General features: G+C 62.6%; 14 protein-coding genes and 1 pseudogene. 8 read left to right on the top strand and 7 right to left on the bottom strand.

What is annotated here, in order from left to right; genetic code table 11:
- Nucleotides 1-474: 474 nt before the first annotated feature.
- The 6 genes and pseudogenes from ilvA (at nucleotide 475) to AWB75_RS27145 (ending at nucleotide 5,863) form a co-directional block, all read left to right on the top strand.
- Nucleotides 475-1,998 carry a threonine ammonia-lyase, biosynthetic gene (gene ilvA, locus AWB75_RS27170; protein WP_061127126.1) on the top strand — a complete coding sequence of 508 codons (1,524 nt, stop codon included), beginning with the start codon at nucleotides 475-477 and terminating at the stop codon, nucleotides 1,996-1,998.
- A 3-nt stretch (nucleotides 1,999-2,001) separates the two neighbouring features.
- Nucleotides 2,002-2,913: a 5'-nucleotidase gene (locus AWB75_RS27165; protein ID WP_061127125.1), complete on the top strand. Its 912-nt coding sequence runs from the start codon at nucleotides 2,002-2,004 to the stop codon at nucleotides 2,911-2,913.
- Nucleotides 2,910-3,734, top strand: coding sequence for an NADPH-dependent 7-cyano-7-deazaguanine reductase QueF (queF, locus tag AWB75_RS27160; protein WP_061127124.1), 825 nt, complete (start codon nucleotides 2,910-2,912; stop codon nucleotides 3,732-3,734). The genes AWB75_RS27165 and queF overlap by 4 nt, the downstream gene beginning before the upstream one ends.
- A 66-nt stretch (nucleotides 3,735-3,800) precedes the next feature.
- Nucleotides 3,801-4,778 (top strand): hypothetical protein, encoded by a 978-nt coding sequence (locus AWB75_RS27155; protein WP_200823041.1) that lies wholly within the window; start codon nucleotides 3,801-3,803, stop codon nucleotides 4,776-4,778.
- A gap of 54 nt (nucleotides 4,779-4,832) precedes the next feature.
- Nucleotides 4,833-5,115, top strand: a pseudogene (locus tag AWB75_RS38750) (NADPH-dependent 7-cyano-7-deazaguanine reductase QueF); the annotation flags it as partial.
- A 37-nt stretch (nucleotides 5,116-5,152) separates the two neighbouring features.
- Nucleotides 5,153-5,863 carry a hypothetical protein gene (locus AWB75_RS27145; protein ID WP_235012261.1) on the top strand — a complete coding sequence of 237 codons (711 nt, stop codon included), beginning with the start codon at nucleotides 5,153-5,155 and terminating at the stop codon, nucleotides 5,861-5,863.
- Nucleotides 5,864-5,984: 121 nt separating this feature from the next.
- On the opposite strand, the gene AWB75_RS27140 is transcribed toward AWB75_RS27145, so the two are convergent.
- From AWB75_RS27140 to AWB75_RS27130, 3 genes are read right to left on the bottom strand one after another with little or no spacing between them, the layout of a single operon-like run.
- On the bottom strand, nucleotides 5,985-6,365 hold the full coding sequence (locus AWB75_RS27140) for a RidA family protein (RefSeq protein ID WP_061127122.1): 381 nt from the start codon (nucleotides 6,363-6,365) through the stop codon (nucleotides 5,985-5,987).
- A 31-nt stretch (nucleotides 6,366-6,396) separates the two neighbouring features.
- Nucleotides 6,397-7,875 carry an N-acyl-D-amino-acid deacylase family protein gene (locus AWB75_RS27135; RefSeq protein WP_061127121.1) on the bottom strand — a complete coding sequence of 493 codons (1,479 nt, stop codon included), beginning with the start codon at nucleotides 7,873-7,875 and terminating at the stop codon, nucleotides 6,397-6,399.
- Nucleotides 7,876-7,877: 2 nt separating this feature from the next.
- The gene (locus AWB75_RS27130) at nucleotides 7,878-8,765 is read right to left on the bottom strand and encodes a MurR/RpiR family transcriptional regulator (RefSeq protein ID WP_061127120.1); all 888 of its coding nucleotides are present in this window, start codon (nucleotides 8,763-8,765) and stop codon (nucleotides 7,878-7,880) included.
- Nucleotides 8,766-8,911: 146 nt separating this feature from the next.
- Between AWB75_RS27130 and AWB75_RS27125 the strand changes: the two genes are divergently transcribed.
- Nucleotides 8,912-10,186, top strand: coding sequence for an amino acid deaminase (locus AWB75_RS27125; protein ID WP_061127170.1), 1,275 nt, complete (start codon nucleotides 8,912-8,914; stop codon nucleotides 10,184-10,186).
- Here the strand turns inward: AWB75_RS27125 and AWB75_RS27120 are convergent.
- Nucleotides 10,183-10,653, bottom strand: a complete 471-nt coding sequence (locus AWB75_RS27120; RefSeq protein WP_061127169.1) for a MarR family winged helix-turn-helix transcriptional regulator — start codon at nucleotides 10,651-10,653, stop codon at nucleotides 10,183-10,185. The genes AWB75_RS27125 and AWB75_RS27120 overlap by 4 nt on opposite strands.
- Nucleotides 10,654-10,670: 17 nt before the next feature.
- A complete protein-coding gene (locus AWB75_RS27115) occupies nucleotides 10,671-12,266 on the bottom strand; it encodes an MFS transporter (protein ID WP_061127119.1) in 1,596 nt (531 codons plus the stop codon).
- A 106-nt stretch (nucleotides 12,267-12,372) separates the two neighbouring features.
- On the opposite strand from AWB75_RS27115, the gene AWB75_RS27110 reads away from it, so the two are divergent.
- Nucleotides 12,373-13,221, top strand: a complete 849-nt coding sequence (locus tag AWB75_RS27110) for an EcsC family protein (RefSeq protein WP_061127118.1) — start codon at nucleotides 12,373-12,375, stop codon at nucleotides 13,219-13,221.
- On the opposite strand, the gene AWB75_RS27105 is transcribed toward AWB75_RS27110, so the two are convergent.
- Together AWB75_RS27105 and AWB75_RS27100 are read right to left on the bottom strand one after the other, a co-directional pair.
- Nucleotides 13,191-14,135 carry an alpha/beta hydrolase gene (locus tag AWB75_RS27105; protein WP_061127117.1) on the bottom strand — a complete coding sequence of 315 codons (945 nt, stop codon included), beginning with the start codon at nucleotides 14,133-14,135 and terminating at the stop codon, nucleotides 13,191-13,193. The two genes, AWB75_RS27110 and AWB75_RS27105, sit on opposite strands and share 31 nt — an antisense overlap.
- 25 nt (nucleotides 14,136-14,160) lie before the next feature.
- A complete protein-coding gene (locus AWB75_RS27100) occupies nucleotides 14,161-14,607 on the bottom strand; it encodes a CHRD domain-containing protein (RefSeq protein ID WP_061127116.1) in 447 nt (148 codons plus the stop codon).
- Nucleotides 14,608-14,857: the final 250 nt, after the last annotated feature.

Below are 14,857 nucleotides of genomic sequence, written 5' to 3'. Positions count from 1 at the left end.
CGGCGATGCGCGTGGGGGCGCAAATTTTCGAATGAGACTTATCTTGGCGAAGGCCGCCGGATCGCTCGCTACTTGCCTGGCTGGCGAGCATCATTCACGGCGCCTTCGATGTGCCCTGGATCAACGCCACGATCGCGCGTGACGGGCATGCCGCTCCGCCGCGGGGTGCGACTCGCGGGAGACATGCGCCGAGAATTCGATCCGAAGCTGCCGGTGCATCTGCCGATCCTGATTGCTGATTCGTAAAAGGAAATTCTAACCCATCGCGATGACGCGCGTCGGCGGGCGCTAGCAGCCAGAAGGGGCTTTTGCGTGCATATTCGCGACGAGTTCATGTCATTTTCGACACTTTTTTGCACGACCGTCCGGACGGTCGAAACACATGGCGCGCCCGGAGAACGCGCGGTTGGCGGTATTATTGATGCTTTCGCCCTCAAAAACCCGCGCGCATTGCGGCCGCAGACGACTCCTCGCATGACACATCCCGACTACCTGAAAAAAGTGCTGACCGCACGCGTGTACGACGTCGCGCGCGAAAGCGAGCTCGAGCCCGCGCGCAACCTGTCCGCGCGCCTGCACAACGCCGTGTTCCTGAAGCGCGAGGACAATCAGCCGGTTTTCTCGTTCAAGATACGCGGCGCGTACAACAAGATGGCGAACCTCACCGCCGATGAACTCGCGCGCGGCGTCATCACGGCGTCGGCGGGCAATCATGCGCAGGGCGTGGCATTGTCGGCGGCGCGGCTCGGCTGCCGCGCGGTGATCGCGGTGCCGACGACCACGCCGCAAGTGAAGATCGACGCGATCCGCGCGCACGGCGGCCCGACGGTCGAAGTGGTGCTCGCGGGCGAATCGTACAGCGACGCCTACGTGCGTGCCGTGCAGCTTCAGCAGGAGCGCGGCCTCACCTTCGTGCATCCGTTCGACGATCCCGACGTGATCGCCGGACAAGGCACCGTCGCGATGGAAATTCTGCGCCAGCATCAGGGCCCGATTCACGCGATCTTCTGCCCGATCGGCGGCGGCGGACTCGCGGCGGGCGTCGCGGCGTATGTCAAGGCGGTGCGGCCCGAGATCAAGGTGATCGGCGTGCAGACCGAGGATTCCTGCGCGATGGCGCGGTCGATCGAGGCGGGCGAGCGCGTCACGCTGAACGAAGTCGGCTTGTTCTCGGATGGCACGGCGGTGAAGCTCGTCGGCGAGGAAACGTTCCGGCTGTGCAATGAGCTGCTCGACGAAGTCGTCACCGTCGATACAGACGCGCTCTGCGCCGCGATCAAGGACGTGTTTCAGGACACGCGCAGCGTGCTGGAGCCGGCCGGCTCGCTCGCGGTCGCGGGCGCGAAGCTGTATGCGGAGCGCGAGGGCATCGAGGGCAAGACGCTGATCGCGGTGACGTCGGGCGCGAACATGAACTTCGACCGCATGCGCTTCGTCGCGGAGCGTGCGGAAGTCGGCGAGGCGCGCGAGGCCGTGTTCGCCGTGACCATTCCGGAAGAGCGCGGCAGCTTCAGGCGCTTCTGCGAGCTCGTCGGCACACGCAGCGTGACGGAGTTCAACTACCGCATCGCCGATGAAAAAGCCGCGCATATCTTCGTCGGCGTGCAGATCAAGTCGCGCAAAGAGACAGCGCAGATGATGTCGGCGTTCATCGAGCATGGTTTCGCAACCGTCGATCTTTCGCACGACGAGCTTTCGAAACAGCACATACGCTATATGGTCGGCGGCCGTTCGCCGCTCGCGCAGGATGAACGCCTGCTGCGCTTCGAATTTCCCGAGCGTCCGGGCGCGCTGATGAAGTTTCTCTCGTCGATGGCGCCGGACTGGAACATCAGCCTGTTCCATTACCGGAACCAGGGCGCGGACACCAGCTCGATTCTCGTCGGTATTCAGGTGCCGCAGTCGGACAACGCGGAGTTTGAACGCTTCCTCGCGACGCTCGGCTATCCGTGGTGGGACGAGCAGGCGAATCCGGTCTACAAGCTGTTCCTGGCGTAAGCGATGCCCAAGTTCACGCTCGAAGACAAGCTCGTCGTCGCGATTTCGTCGCGGGCGCTCTTCGATTTCGAGGATGAGAACCGCGTCTTCGAGACGGGCGATCTCGCGCAATACGAAGCGCTGCAACGCTCGCGGCTCGACAAGCCCGCGAAGCCGGGCGTCGCTTTCGGCCTGATTCGCAAGCTGCTCGCGCTGAATGCGGGCGAGCAGCGCGTGGAAGTCGTGATTCTGTCGCGCAGCGATCCGATCAGCGGGCTGCGCGCGTTTCATTCGTGCCGGGAGCATGGCCTCGCGATCGAGCGCGGCGTGTTCACGCGCGGACGTTCACCGTTCGCGTATCTCAAACCGCTGCACGCGTCGCTGTTTCTGTCGGCGAATCCGGACGATGTTCGCGATGCGCTCGCCGCCGGTTTTCCCGCCGCGCGCGTGCTGCACGAAACGCCGCGCGCGGCGAGCCGTTATGCGGACGAGATTCGCATCGCGTTCGACGGCGACGCCGTCCTTTTCTCCGACGAAGCCGAGCGCGTGTTTCAAAGCGATGGCTTGCGCGCGTTCGTCGGTCATGAAATCGACAAGCGCGAACAACCGTTGCCCGGCGGACCGTTGAAACCGCTGCTGGCGGCGCTCAACAAATTGCAGCGGATCGCGGACGACCACGACAACAAGCCGATGCATATCCGCACCGCGCTCGTCACCGCGCGCTCCGCGCCTGCGCATGAACGCGCGATCCGCACGCTGATGGCCTGGGACATCGAAATCGACGAAGCGATGTTTCTCGGCGGGCTGGACAAGGGCGAATTCCTTCGCGAATTCGAGCCCGACTTTTTCTTCGACGATCAAATTCGCCACTGCGAATCGGCTCGCGTCGTGACCGCGACCGGGCACGTTCTCAGCGGCATAGCGAACGCATCATGACACCCGATCAATCTCCGCTCGGCAAGCCCGTCCACTACACCGAACAGTACGATGCGTCGCTGCTGTTTCCGATCGACCGCAAGCGCGCGCGCGACTCGATCGGCGTGCCCGCGCGCCTGCCGTTCTTCGGCACCGATATCTGGAATGCGTACGAGCTTTCGTGGCTGAACCGGCGCGGCAAGCCGCAAATCGCGGTCGCGACGTTCTTCGTGCCTGCGGATTCGCCGAACATCGTGGAGTCGAAGTCGTTCAAGCTGTATCTCGGCTCGTTCGCGCAGACGCAATTCGATTCGATCGACGATGTGCGCGCCGCCATCAAGCGCGACGTTTCCGCGATTTGCGGCGCGACGGTTTCGGTGCAACTGGCGGCGCCGGCGGATTTCGGCAAGCTGGCGATGGAGGAATTCGACGGTTTGTCGCTCGACCGGCTCGATCTCGATTGCGAGGTTTTCTCGCCGGACCCTTCTTTATTGAAGGCGGTGCACGATGAAGGGTCAGTCGATGAGACCTTGTTCTCGAATCTGCTGAAGTCGAATTGCCCGGTGACGGGACAGCCGGATTGGGGCAGCGTGCAGATCCGCTATTACGGCGGGCAGATCGATCATGCTTCATTGCTGCGGTATATCGTGTCATTCCGCGGGCACACGGGCTTTCATGAGCAATGCGTCGAGCGCATCTTCATGGACATCATGCGGGAATGCAAACCGGAAAGGCTCGCGGTTTATGCGCGATACACGCGGCGCGGCGGGCTCGATATCAATCCGTTTCGCACGAACTTCAATTTGCCGATGCCGGATAACGCGCGGTTGGCGAGGCAGTAAGCGCGCCGCGGACGCCCCTTCGCCGCCTTCTGATTCTTAGACTGGCGCGCGAGCGAACGCGGCATCGTGCCGTTCTCGCTTGCCGAAATCGAGCGGCACGGGTACGGCGATTGCAAGGATCTGTCGATGCTGCTCACCGCCATGCTGCGTGCCTCCGGAATCAAGGCGGAGCCGGTCTGGGTGGAACGCGGCGCCTTCGCTTCGCCGCTCATCGCGCCGAATATCTATGCGGTGAATCACGCCATCGTGCGCGCGGAAGTCGATGGCGCCGTCTGGTGGCTCAATCCGACCAATCCCATATTCGCGCCCAGCGTCACGATGCCGGACATACAGGAGCGCTGGGCGCTCGTGATCGGTGCCGATGGCATCGTGCGGCAAGACACCATTGCGCTTAGCCAACCGGGCAGGAGTGTCGACGTGACATTCAGGGAGCGTCTGTCGAACGGAGAACAAGGTGAAGTGGACGCGACGCTCGGACTGAGCGGCAAGCCGCTGATGGACTTGTCGATCGCCGATCGCAACCAGGGCAAGAGTGCGAGCGACAAGGCGATCTGCAATATCGTTGCGATCGAGCCGGGCCAATGCGATGTTCAGCGCCAGGCGGTCGGCTTCCTCATTCCGGAGCGATACACGGCGCGAGCGCGCGTCGTCGATCTGCGAGCGCTCGACCCGCGTGGGAGCCAATACTCGTTCAGCCGTCCGGGCCTGCTCGAACTCTGGGATGCCTTCGCGCGTTACAAGCGCAACGGGCAGATGTCGGACCTTTACTTCGGCGCGCCCGAAGCCACCAGAGCGGATGTCGCGCTCGTCGCGAAGCGCACCGATGGTCAAGCGCGCGAGTGCGCCGTGCGCAACCGCTGGTTCGATCTCGAACTGTCAGGCAAGCCGGCGCCGGATGGTTATCGCTATCGATACAGCCTGACCCGCAAGATGGCGTGGCTCGCGCACGACGAGATCGTCAGCGCGGACTTTCAGAAGATGGTCGATCAAAGCCGCGCTTGCGTGAGCGGGCTTCAGTTCACCGTGCAGCCGCTCAAGGGATGAAGCAGCGCGGCTGCGCGGCATGATTTTGCCGCGCAGCCGTCGAAATCGTCGGAAAGCGATCTGCTGAAATCGAATTGCCTGATGACGGGACAGCCGAATTGGGGCACCGGGCAGATCTATATGTTTCGCTGCTGCGGTACATCGTGTTGTATCGCGGACATACCAGGTTTCATGAGCACTGCGTCGCGCGCATCCTCATGGATGTCATGCGGGAGTGCAAACCGGAAAGACTGGCGGTTTATGCGCGATACACGCGGCGCGTGTGGGCCTCAACATCAACCCGTTCCGTATCAATTTCAATTTGCTGACGCTTGATAATGCAAGATTGGCAAAACGCAGGCAAAATGTCAGCTACCTGATGGAAGGTCAGCGCAATGTTGACTTTCTTGCGATCATTTTTATCAAAGTATTTAGTAATGCGAAATATTACAATCAAAAAAAGCTTGACGATGCTGGGTGCAGTTTTAGTCGTGGGATGCGTCCACGTCGATCAGAAGTCTTTGCCCAAGGATTCAGTCGCCACGCTCTCCGGCAAACGCATCGACTTCACCGAATACGAGAAGTCAAGCTTTAGCGCAATGACCGCCGGTAAAGTCATGTTTGGGTTGCTTGGCGTGCCCGCAATGATTGCAGCGGGAAATCAGATCGTTAAAGAGAACAATATCGAAGATCCGTCGATACGCATCAGTCAAGAGCTGACGAATCGGCTTGTGACGCAACATGGCATGCAAAAAGCCCAGCATCGGTCTGAGCTCGCGGAAAGCGATGATTTGGCCTCACTCTTGAGAAACCGTGCCGATATCGACTTCCTCCTGGATGTCAAAACCATCAACTGGTCGTTCACTTACTTTCCAAGCAACTGGACGCACTACCGAGTCCTCTACACCGCGCGTATGCGTCTCATCGACACGGCACAACAACAAGTCGTAGCAGAAACGCTATGCCACACACGGCCTGTTGATGAGACGAACCCGCCCACCAGAGATGAACTGCTCTCGGACAATGCCAAAATGCTGAGAACATTCCTGGAGAAAGCAGCCGATGATTGCACTTCAGTGCTGTCGAAGGATTTCTTGCAGCTTTGAGGACGATGGGCTAGCGAAGGGAGTGGGCCGCTGCCTATCAAGGAAAGCGGCCCGACGGCGACAAGAGTCCGTTTAGCAGAGGTCTTCAGTGAGCGCGAGAGATATCACTGCACACGCCTTCTTACGCCTTCTTATAAGCCACGCAATCCACCTCGACCTTGCAGTCGACGACCATCGACGAAACCACGCAGGCGCGCGCCGGCGGATTCGCGCCGAAGTATTCCTTGAAGACCTTGTTGAACGACGCGAAGTCGCGCGGATCGTCGAGCCACACGCCGCAGCGCACGACGTGTTCCGTGCCGTAACCCGCCTCTTTCAAAATGGCGATGACATTCTGAATCGTCTTGTGCGATTGCTCGACGATGCCGCCGTTGATCACCTCGCCGTCTTCCATCGGCGTCTGGCCCGACACGAACAGCCAGCCATCGGCCTCGACCGCGCGTGCGAACGGCATATGCGCGCCGCCTTGTCCCTTGCCACCTTCCACGCCATAACGCTTCATCGTTTTAATCCTTTGCCAAAACAATCAATCTTCAGAACGCGCCCGCCGCATCCAGCTTCGATGCAGCGCCGCGCGCCACGAAACGTCCCGCGCGCGCGCCGGTCACGGCCCGCTCGCGATACGTCAAAACCCCGTTCACCCACACCGCGTCGATGCCGTCCGCCGGCTGCTGCGGCGTGGCGAACGTCGCGGCATCGCGCACGCGCTCGGGATCGAACACGACGAGATCCGCGTGATAGCCCACCCGGATTTCACCGCGCTCGACAAGACTGAAACGCCGCGCCGACAAGCTCGTCATCTTGCGCACGGCTTCTTCGAGCGAAATCAGCGCCGTGTCGCGCGCGTAGTGGCCAAGCACACGCGGAAACGCGCCCCACAAGCGCGGATGCGGCAGCGGATCGTTCGGCAAGCCGTCCGAGCCGACCATCGTCGCGGGATGCGAGAGGATGCGCCGCACGTCGTCTTCCGACATGTTGTGATACACCGCGCCCGCCGGTTGCAGCCGCTTCGCGGCTTCCTGCTGCGTCACCTTCCACTCATCGGCGACTTCGCGGATCAGCTTGCCCGCCATCTCGGGATGAGGCGTCGACCATGTGACCGTGATGTCGATATCGCCCGTTACCTGCTTCAAATCCAGCGTCGACGAACTGCGGTTGTACGGATAGCAATCGCAGCCGATAGGCTGTCCTTCGCGCGTGGCTTCGATGGACTTCAGCACCTCCGTGCTGCGCCCCCAGTTCGACGGCCCCGCGCACTTAAGATGCGAAATCACCACCGGCACACGCGCATGACGCCCGACGCGGTACGCCTCGTCCATCGCGTCGAGAATGGCGTCGAACTCGGTGCGCATATGCGTCGTGTAAAGCGCGCCCGCTTTTGCGAGCGGCTCGGCGAGCGCCTGCAATTCCTCCGGCGGCGCGTTGAACGCCGATCCGTACGCGAGCCCGCTCGACAGGCCGAGCGCGCCGTTATCGAGCGCTTCTTCGAGCTGCGCGCGCATCGCCGCGACTTCATCGCTCGAAGCGGCGCGATCCAGCCGGTCCATATGATTGTTGCGCAGCGCGGTATGCCCGATCAGCGCGCCGACGTTCACCGTGGGACGCGCGTCGTTCACGGCGTCGACATACGCGGCGAAGGTCGGATACTTGAACGCGGCGGCATCGCCGAGCAGGTTCATCGGATCGGGCGGAGCGCCCCTCAGCGTCACCGGCGACGCGCTGATCCCGCAATTGCCGACGATCACCGTCGTCACGCCCTGCGTGATCTTCGGCATCATCTGCGGCGAGCGGATCACGTGCGTGTCGTCGTGCGTGTGGACGTCGATGAAACCGGGCGCGAGCACTTTGCCCTGCGCATCGAACGTTTCATCGGCGCTCCATGCGGACAAACCGCCCGGCTCGACGATCGCGACGATGCGCCCGTCGCGCACCGCGACATCGCGTGCAACGGCCGGGGCGCCCGTGCCATCGATCAATCGCGCGCCGATGATCAGCGTGTCGGCTTCTTCCATGATCAGTCTCCCAAGGGTTGACGCTCGCCGCCGCCGCGATGCGAATCGAGCGCGAGCTTCATGCGTCGCAAGAGTTCACGGCTGTGATCGGCCTGCTTGACGGCCAGTTCGGTGACGAGCAAATCGAGCGCCATCATCATCGCGTAGCGCGACGACGACGGCTTGTAGATGAAGTCGGTTTCGATCGCGATGACGGGAATCAGCCAGTCCGCCAGCGCACCGAGCGGCGACGCGGGCGCGGTCAGTGCGATCACGCGCGCGCCGTACTCGCGCGCGAGGCGGCAGTTGTCGACCATCTCGGGCGTCTGCCCCGTCACGGAAAGCGCGATGACGACCTGCTCTCTCGACAACGTCGACGCCACCATGCGCTGCAACAGCCCGTCCTGATAGGACGCGACCGGCCGCCCGAGCCGCACGAGGCGAAAGCGCATCTCATCGGCGAGCGCGGTCGAGCCGCCGCCCATGCCGAACACGTAGATCATCGACGCCGCCGCGAGCGCGTCGGCGGCCTCGGCGATTGGCGCGGCAGCGAGCGCGCCCTGATTTTGTGCGAGCGTCGCCTGCACTTCCTCGAAGATGCGCGCAGCGAGCGAATCAGGCACCGCATCCGGATCGCGCCTGAAAAAACGCTGCCCGACGCCCGCGGCCTGCGCAAGCCGCAGCTTCAGTTCGCGCACGTCCTCGCAACCAACCGCCTTCGCGAAACGCGTGACCGTCGCGACGCTGACCTCGGCCTTGTCCGCTAGCGCGCCGATGCTCGCGCGCGACGCGCTCACGATGTCGTCGAGAATCAGCGCGGCGACCTTGCGCTCCGCGCTGCGCAACTCGGGCGCGCGTTCGGCGATGCGTGCGACGATATCGATGCTGAGCGAGTCGGCGTGGCCGTTCATGTTGTCTCTGAGGGTTTACGAGCAGCGCATGTTACTAAATAACATTTCCATCGACGATGCTACTTTGATTAACATAGCACCGTCAACCTTGGTGCGCATTGGATCATGCACGAGGCTAATTTAAACGGACGATGGAGTGGCAGCACATGAAAGTTACAAACTATCAGAACGCGACGATCGACCCGTTCGGCAAGGGTCTCGGCATGGTGCCGGGCACGAGCATCCAGTTGAACGACGCGTCGCGCCTGCAATGGAACCTGCTCGAAGAGGACGTGAGCCTGCCCGCCGCCGTGCTCTATTCCGATCGGATCGAGCACAACCTCAAGTGGATGCAGGCGTTCGTCGGCGAATACGGCGTGAAGCTCGCGCCGCACGGCAAGACGACGATGGCGCCGCAACTCTTTCGCCGTCAGCTCGACACCGGCGCGTGGGGCATCACGCTCGCGACGGCGCATCAGGTGCGCGCGGCGTATCGCGGCGGCGTGCATCGCATCCTGCTGGCGAATCAGCTCGTCGGCAAACGCAACATGGGCATGATCGCGGAGTTGCTCACGGACGCGAATTTCGAATTCTTCTGTCTGGTGGATTCGGCCGATGGCGTCGATCAGCTCGGCGAATTCTTCAGTTCAGTGCGCAAGAAACTGAATGTGCTGATCGAACTCGGCGTGCCGGGCGGCCGCACCGGCGTGCGCGACGACGCGCAGCGCGAGGCCGTGCTCGCCGCGATCGCGCGCTGGCAAGGCACGATCGAGCTCGCGGGCATCGAGTTGTATGAAGGCGTGCTGCAGGACGAAACGAAGGTGCGTGAGTTTCTGCAAAGCGCGGTGGACATCACGCGCAAGCTGAACGCGGAAGGCAAGATCGCGCGCAAGCCGGCGATTCTGTCAGGCGCGGGTTCGGCATGGTACGACGTCGTCGCCGACGAATTCGCGAAGGCGAACAGCGACGCCATCGAAGTCGTGCTGCGTCCGGGCTGCTATCTGACGCATGACGTCGGCATCTACAAGAAAGCGCAGAACGAAATTTTCGCGCGCAATCCGATCGCGAAAAAGATGGGCCAGGGTTTGAAACCCGCGCTGCAATTGTGGGCGTATGTGCAGTCAATTCCGGAACCGGATCGCGCGATCATCGGGCTCGGCAAGCGCGATTCCGCGTTCGATGCGGGCATGCCCGAGCCGGCGAAGCACTATCGTCCGGGCAACGATGCGCCGCGCGATGTATCGCCGGACGAGGGCTGGGAGATTTTCGGCCTGATGGATCAGCACGCGTATTTGCGCATCAAGCCGGGCGACGATCTGAAAGTGGGCGACATGATCGCGTTCGACATCTCGCACCCGTGCCTGACCTTCGACAAGTGGCGTCAGATTCTCGTCGTCGATCCGAAGTATCGCGTCACCGAAGTGATCGAAACGTTCTTTTAAACGCGATCTACGACGGCGGCCGCCTGCGACGCGTTCGCGGCCGCCACTTCCTGAATGCGCCCCTCGAACATGTGCAGCGCGCTCGACAAGGCTTCGATGGCCTCGTCGGGCAGCGACGCCATCGTGTCGTGCAGGAACGCGTTGCGGCGCGGCAGGCTTTCTTCCGCGACCGCGCGCCCTTGCGCCGTCAGCGCGACATTCGATACGCGGTTGTCGCGCGCGTCGACGCTGCGCACGATCCAGCCGAGCCCTTCGAGCGTCTTGAGTTGCCGCGTCAACGCGCCCGGATCGACCTTCAAACGCTCGACGAGCTTCTTCTGCGACAGCACGCCCGCATGCTCGTGCAGCGCGAGCAGGATGCGCCAGCGCGGCATCGGCTGGCCGACGGCCGCTTCGAACGCCGACATGAACGTGCGATACGTGCGCCCGAACTGCTGTATCACGGCGATACGGTCCTGTTCATTCATGCTTTCGATTTCCGTAGTCATTCGGCGAGGATGACCGGTTCCTGCGGTCCCTTCAGGCGCACCGGCGGCACGCGGCGCGATTGCCACAACGACACCACGGCCACCAATGCCGCCAGCGCGAGACCGATGTGAATCGCGGCGACGAGCGCCTCACGCGCCGCTTCGAGCAGCATCGCGCCGTTATGCCCCGCCGCCGTCAGTTGCGCGAGCAGCGTCTGCTGCCCTTCGCGATTGATGAGAATCTGCGGATCGGCGAGATCGCTCGCCCAGTGCATCGCGTCATCCTTTTCGAGAGCGATGTTCACGCCGCTCGCGTACAGATGGCTCACGAGCGTGCCGGTGAGCGCGGTGCCGATCATCCCGCCGATCATACGCAACGATTGCAGCAAAGCGGTCGCGATGCCGAGATGCGCGCGCCCAGCCGTCTGCTGCGCGAATACGGTGAGATTCGGCATCACGAAGCCGAGGCCGAGGCCGCCGAGCAGCATGACCACGAGCAGCAGCGAGCGCGGCATGTTGTGCGTGGCGACGACGACGCCCAGGCACGACACCGCGAGCAGCGCGAAGCCGACGTACAGCATGAGATTCGCGTTCTTGAGCCGCGTCACGATGCGTCCGTTCACGATACTCCCGATCGTGATGAACACGACGAGCGGTGTGATCATCATGCCCGCGTCTTTCGGCGACATGCCGAACCCGCCCTGGAACAGCAGCGGTGCGTAGAACAGCAGCGAGAACATCGTAAAGCCGCCGAGAATCCCGAGCGTGAAGAGCGCGGCGAGCGCCTTGTTGCGGAACATGTCGATGGGCAGGATCGCGTAGTCGCAGCGCGTCTCCCATTTCCACAGCGCGAAGCCGGCGGCGATGCTCATCGCAAGCAAAACGGTGGTTTCGGCGCTGAAACCGTACTTCGGCAACATTTCGACGAGCAATTGCAGCGCGCCTAGCACCACCGCGATCAGCGCGGCGCCGGGCCAGTCGAGACGCATCTTGCCTTCGTGCGCGACGTGACGCAGATGCGGCAGGAAACGCCATACAAAAAACAGCGAGATGACGCCCACCGGCAAGTTGACGTAGAACACCGACCGCCAGCCGTAATATTGCGTGAGAATGCCGCCGAGCGACGGCCCGACCGCATTCGCGATTCCGAACGCGGAGCTCATCAGCACTTGCCAGCGCAGGCGCACGACATTGTCCGGAAAAAGATCGGCGATGCAGGCGAACGCAGTACCGACGAGCATCCCGCCGCCGATGCCCTGCAAACCGCGCGCGAGCACGAGGAACATCATGCTGTTGGCGAGCCCGCACAGCACGGAAGCAACAGTGAACACGACGATCGACGCGATCACGAACGGCTTGCGGCCGTAGTAGTCGCCGAGCCGGCCGAAAATCGGCACGGTGATGACGGACGTCAGAAGATAGGACGTGGCGACCCACGCGTAGAGATCGAACCCCTTGAGCTCGGCGACGATTGTCGGCAGCGCGGTGCCGACCACGGTCTGATCGAGCGCGACGAGCATCGTGACGAACGAGACGCCCAGCATCGCCATGAGGGATTCGCGAAAAGGCAAAACCTGTCCGCTGGAATGATGCGCGGCTGTATGAACGGCCATATTTGCGGGCGCAATGATTGACGAGTCAACGGAAATGGAATCATAGCACGCGGGCATACTCTAATTCTGCGTGCCGAATCACCCTTCTCCGGACTGGAAACATCGCATGGAACCGACGCCGATCATCACCTCGCCGCTCACGCCCGAAGATTTCGCGGCCCTATCGCGCGCGAAAGAATTGCTGGAAAGCCCGTCGCTGACGATGAAGCTCGCGAGCGTCGTCGGTGCGCCCATCGAAAAACTGATGGGACGCTTGCCGTCCGTCGCGCAGGAAAAAGTCGATGAAGCGACGCAGCTCGCGCTCAGGAAGTGCCTTCAGCTCGCGCTACGCACGATCGGCAAGAGCGCGCCATCGGATTCGTTGCTCGCGCCGCCGCCCGACAAGCCGCATAACCTGATGCACAAGCTGGCCGTCGCGACGACGGGCGCGGCGGGCGGCGCGTTCGGACTTTTCGCGCTTCCGGTCGAACTGCCGGTCACGACCACGCTGATGTTCCGCTCGATCTGCGATATCGCGCGCAGCGAGGGCGAAGACGTGCATCGCGTCGAAACGCAATTGCAATGCCTGATGGTGCTCGGCATGGGCGGCGCCAAAGCCAGCGACGACAACGCCGATATCGGCTACTTCATCGTGCGGGGCGCGCTCGCGCAGTCGGTTTCGCGCGCGACCAGTGAAGTCGCCGCGAAGGGGCTGAGCAGTCATGGCTCGACGGCGCTGCTCAAGTTCTTGCAGACGATCGCGTCGCGCTTCTCGGTGCAGGTCAGCGAGCAAGTGGCGGCGAAGTCGATTCCCGCGATCGGCGCGGTGCTCGGCGCGATGGTCAACACGGTGTTCATCGATCACTTCCAGCAGATGGCGCATGGCCACTTCACCGTGCGCAGGCTGGAGCGGCGCTATGGCGCCTCGGCCGTCGAGCGCGCATATCAGACGATCGAGGTTTTGAGTGGACGATGAGCCCGCGCTGCCGACGTCGCCGCTTCGATGAACGCAGCGGCATGTGTGAGCGCGTCACGCGCTTCCGGCATGAACGGCGCCCAGATCTGAAAGATATGCGGAACCTTGCGCCAGATTTCGACGTCGACGCGAACGCCCGCAGCGCGCGCTTTTGTCGCGACGCGCGTCGAATCGTCGAGCAGCAGTTCCGTGTCGCCGACGTGGATCAGGAGCGGCGGCAAGCCGGCGAAGTCTCCGAATAGCGGCGATGCGCGGGGATCGCGGGCGTCGGCGGCGCCGAGATACTGCGCGGCCACGCGTGGAAACACCGACGCGTGATACATCGGATCGCGGCCATCGTTGAGTCGCATCGAATCGCCGCTGCAGGTCAGGTCCGTCCACGGCGAGAACAGGACCGCCGCGGCGGGCAACGGATCGGCTGCATCGCGCAATGCGAGCAGTGTCGCGAGCGCGAGGCCGCCGCCAGCGGAATCGCCCGCGATCACGATCGATTGCGCGAGAACGCCATCGGCGAGCAAACGGCGGTAGGCGGCGACGCTATCGTCGAGCGCAGCCGGAAAGCGATGTTCCGGCGCAAGTCGATAGGCCAGTGAAAAGACGCGCGCGTTTGCCCGCGTCGCCAGGCCGAACGTGATCGCACGGTGACTGCGCGGCGAGCAGAAGTAATAGCCGCCGCCGTGAAGGTAGAGGATGGTTGCGCTGGGGATCGTCGCGGGCGTGAGCCATTCGCCGCGCAATGGAGCATCGGCGCTCGTATCGCGGATATCGAGCTGCCAACCTTTCGGCACGCGCGGCGTCCACAGTCGACGGGATGCGTATCTTCGCGCGAACTCGACGTCGAGTTGCGGTTTCGCCGAATGAGGACGCATGCCTGTGCGCACACACCAGCAAGCCAGGACGCTTTGCCAGCTCATCGACGGTTTGTCGCTCTTGCTTGCGTCAGTTGGCGGGCATCACCTGACCGCGTATCTCGCCGGTCGGGTTTTCCTGCGTGTGAACGTTGAAGTACCACTGCCCCGCCATGAGATCGATCACCTGTTGCTCCGTGAGCGTTGCTTGTCCTGTCATCGGGCTCGCGAGTGCTTTTTTATCGACGGGCAGCTGGACTTTCGCGTTCTGTCCGACGGGCGCGGGGCCGTGGAAGTGCGCCATCGTCACCGGGCCAGATAGCTCGGCGTAGGTCGCGGTCCAGGTGAGCAGTTTCGTGTCGGTGTCGAAGGTGGCGTCGAGCATGCCGTGGCCCTTGCTGACGCGCGGCGGAACTTCGCTCGAGGGTTGCAGATTGGCTTTGAGTGCGACGGTATCGGCGAGTGCGGTGCTCGAAGCGATGAGCGAACAAACCAGTCCTGCGGTCCAACGACGATGCATTTTGCGTAACGCGATCATGCCTGCTCTCCTCGTGACGGCCAGAACTCGAAGACCAATCTCCGTACGGACATCAGCCGCGATCTCATCGTAGAGCATACGGCTTCGCGATGCATATCTTTCCCGTCCCGCGAACCAATGCAAAAGGGCACCTTGCGGTGCCCTTTTGCTACAGCTTACAACTCAACCACTTTTGTATAGACCGGAGACATGGGTAACAGGTGTGTCAGGACATGGGTAACACATTTAGCTCCTTTGACTGCCACGTTTC

Origin of the sequence: Caballeronia catudaia (assembly GCF_001544755.2) — a bacterium.
In the GTDB taxonomy this organism is placed as follows: domain Bacteria; phylum Pseudomonadota; class Gammaproteobacteria; order Burkholderiales; family Burkholderiaceae; genus Caballeronia; species Caballeronia catudaia.
Note: the sequence above shows the minus strand (reverse complement) of the source record. Positions and strands in the feature narration are given on the sequence as shown.

Excerpts from the sequence above, each read along its gene's own strand:
- ilvA (WP_061127126.1), top strand. The coding sequence starts at position 475 with ATGACACATCCCGACTACCTGAAAAAAGTGCTGACCGCACGCGTGTAC.
- AWB75_RS27165 (WP_061127125.1), top strand. The coding sequence starts at position 2,002 with ATGCCCAAGTTCACGCTCGAAGACAAGCTCGTCGTCGCGATTTCGTCG.
- queF (WP_061127124.1), top strand. The coding sequence starts at position 2,910 with ATGACACCCGATCAATCTCCGCTCGGCAAGCCCGTCCACTACACCGAA.
- AWB75_RS27145 (WP_235012261.1), top strand. The coding sequence starts at position 5,153 with ATGTTGACTTTCTTGCGATCATTTTTATCAAAGTATTTAGTAATGCGA.
- AWB75_RS27140 (WP_061127122.1), bottom strand. The coding sequence starts at position 6,365 with ATGAAGCGTTATGGCGTGGAAGGTGGCAAGGGACAAGGCGGCGCGCAT.
- AWB75_RS27135 (WP_061127121.1), bottom strand. The coding sequence starts at position 7,875 with ATGGAAGAAGCCGACACGCTGATCATCGGCGCGCGATTGATCGATGGC.
- AWB75_RS27130 (WP_061127120.1), bottom strand. The coding sequence starts at position 8,765 with ATGAACGGCCACGCCGACTCGCTCAGCATCGATATCGTCGCACGCATC.
- AWB75_RS27125 (WP_061127170.1), top strand. The coding sequence starts at position 8,912 with ATGAAAGTTACAAACTATCAGAACGCGACGATCGACCCGTTCGGCAAG.
- AWB75_RS27120 (WP_061127169.1), bottom strand. The coding sequence starts at position 10,653 with ATGAATGAACAGGACCGTATCGCCGTGATACAGCAGTTCGGGCGCACG.
- AWB75_RS27115 (WP_061127119.1), bottom strand. The coding sequence starts at position 12,266 with ATGGCCGTTCATACAGCCGCGCATCATTCCAGCGGACAGGTTTTGCCT.
- AWB75_RS27110 (WP_061127118.1), top strand. The coding sequence starts at position 12,373 with ATGGAACCGACGCCGATCATCACCTCGCCGCTCACGCCCGAAGATTTC.
- AWB75_RS27105 (WP_061127117.1), bottom strand. The coding sequence starts at position 14,135 with ATGAGCTGGCAAAGCGTCCTGGCTTGCTGGTGTGTGCGCACAGGCATG.
- AWB75_RS27100 (WP_061127116.1), bottom strand. The coding sequence starts at position 14,607 with ATGATCGCGTTACGCAAAATGCATCGTCGTTGGACCGCAGGACTGGTT.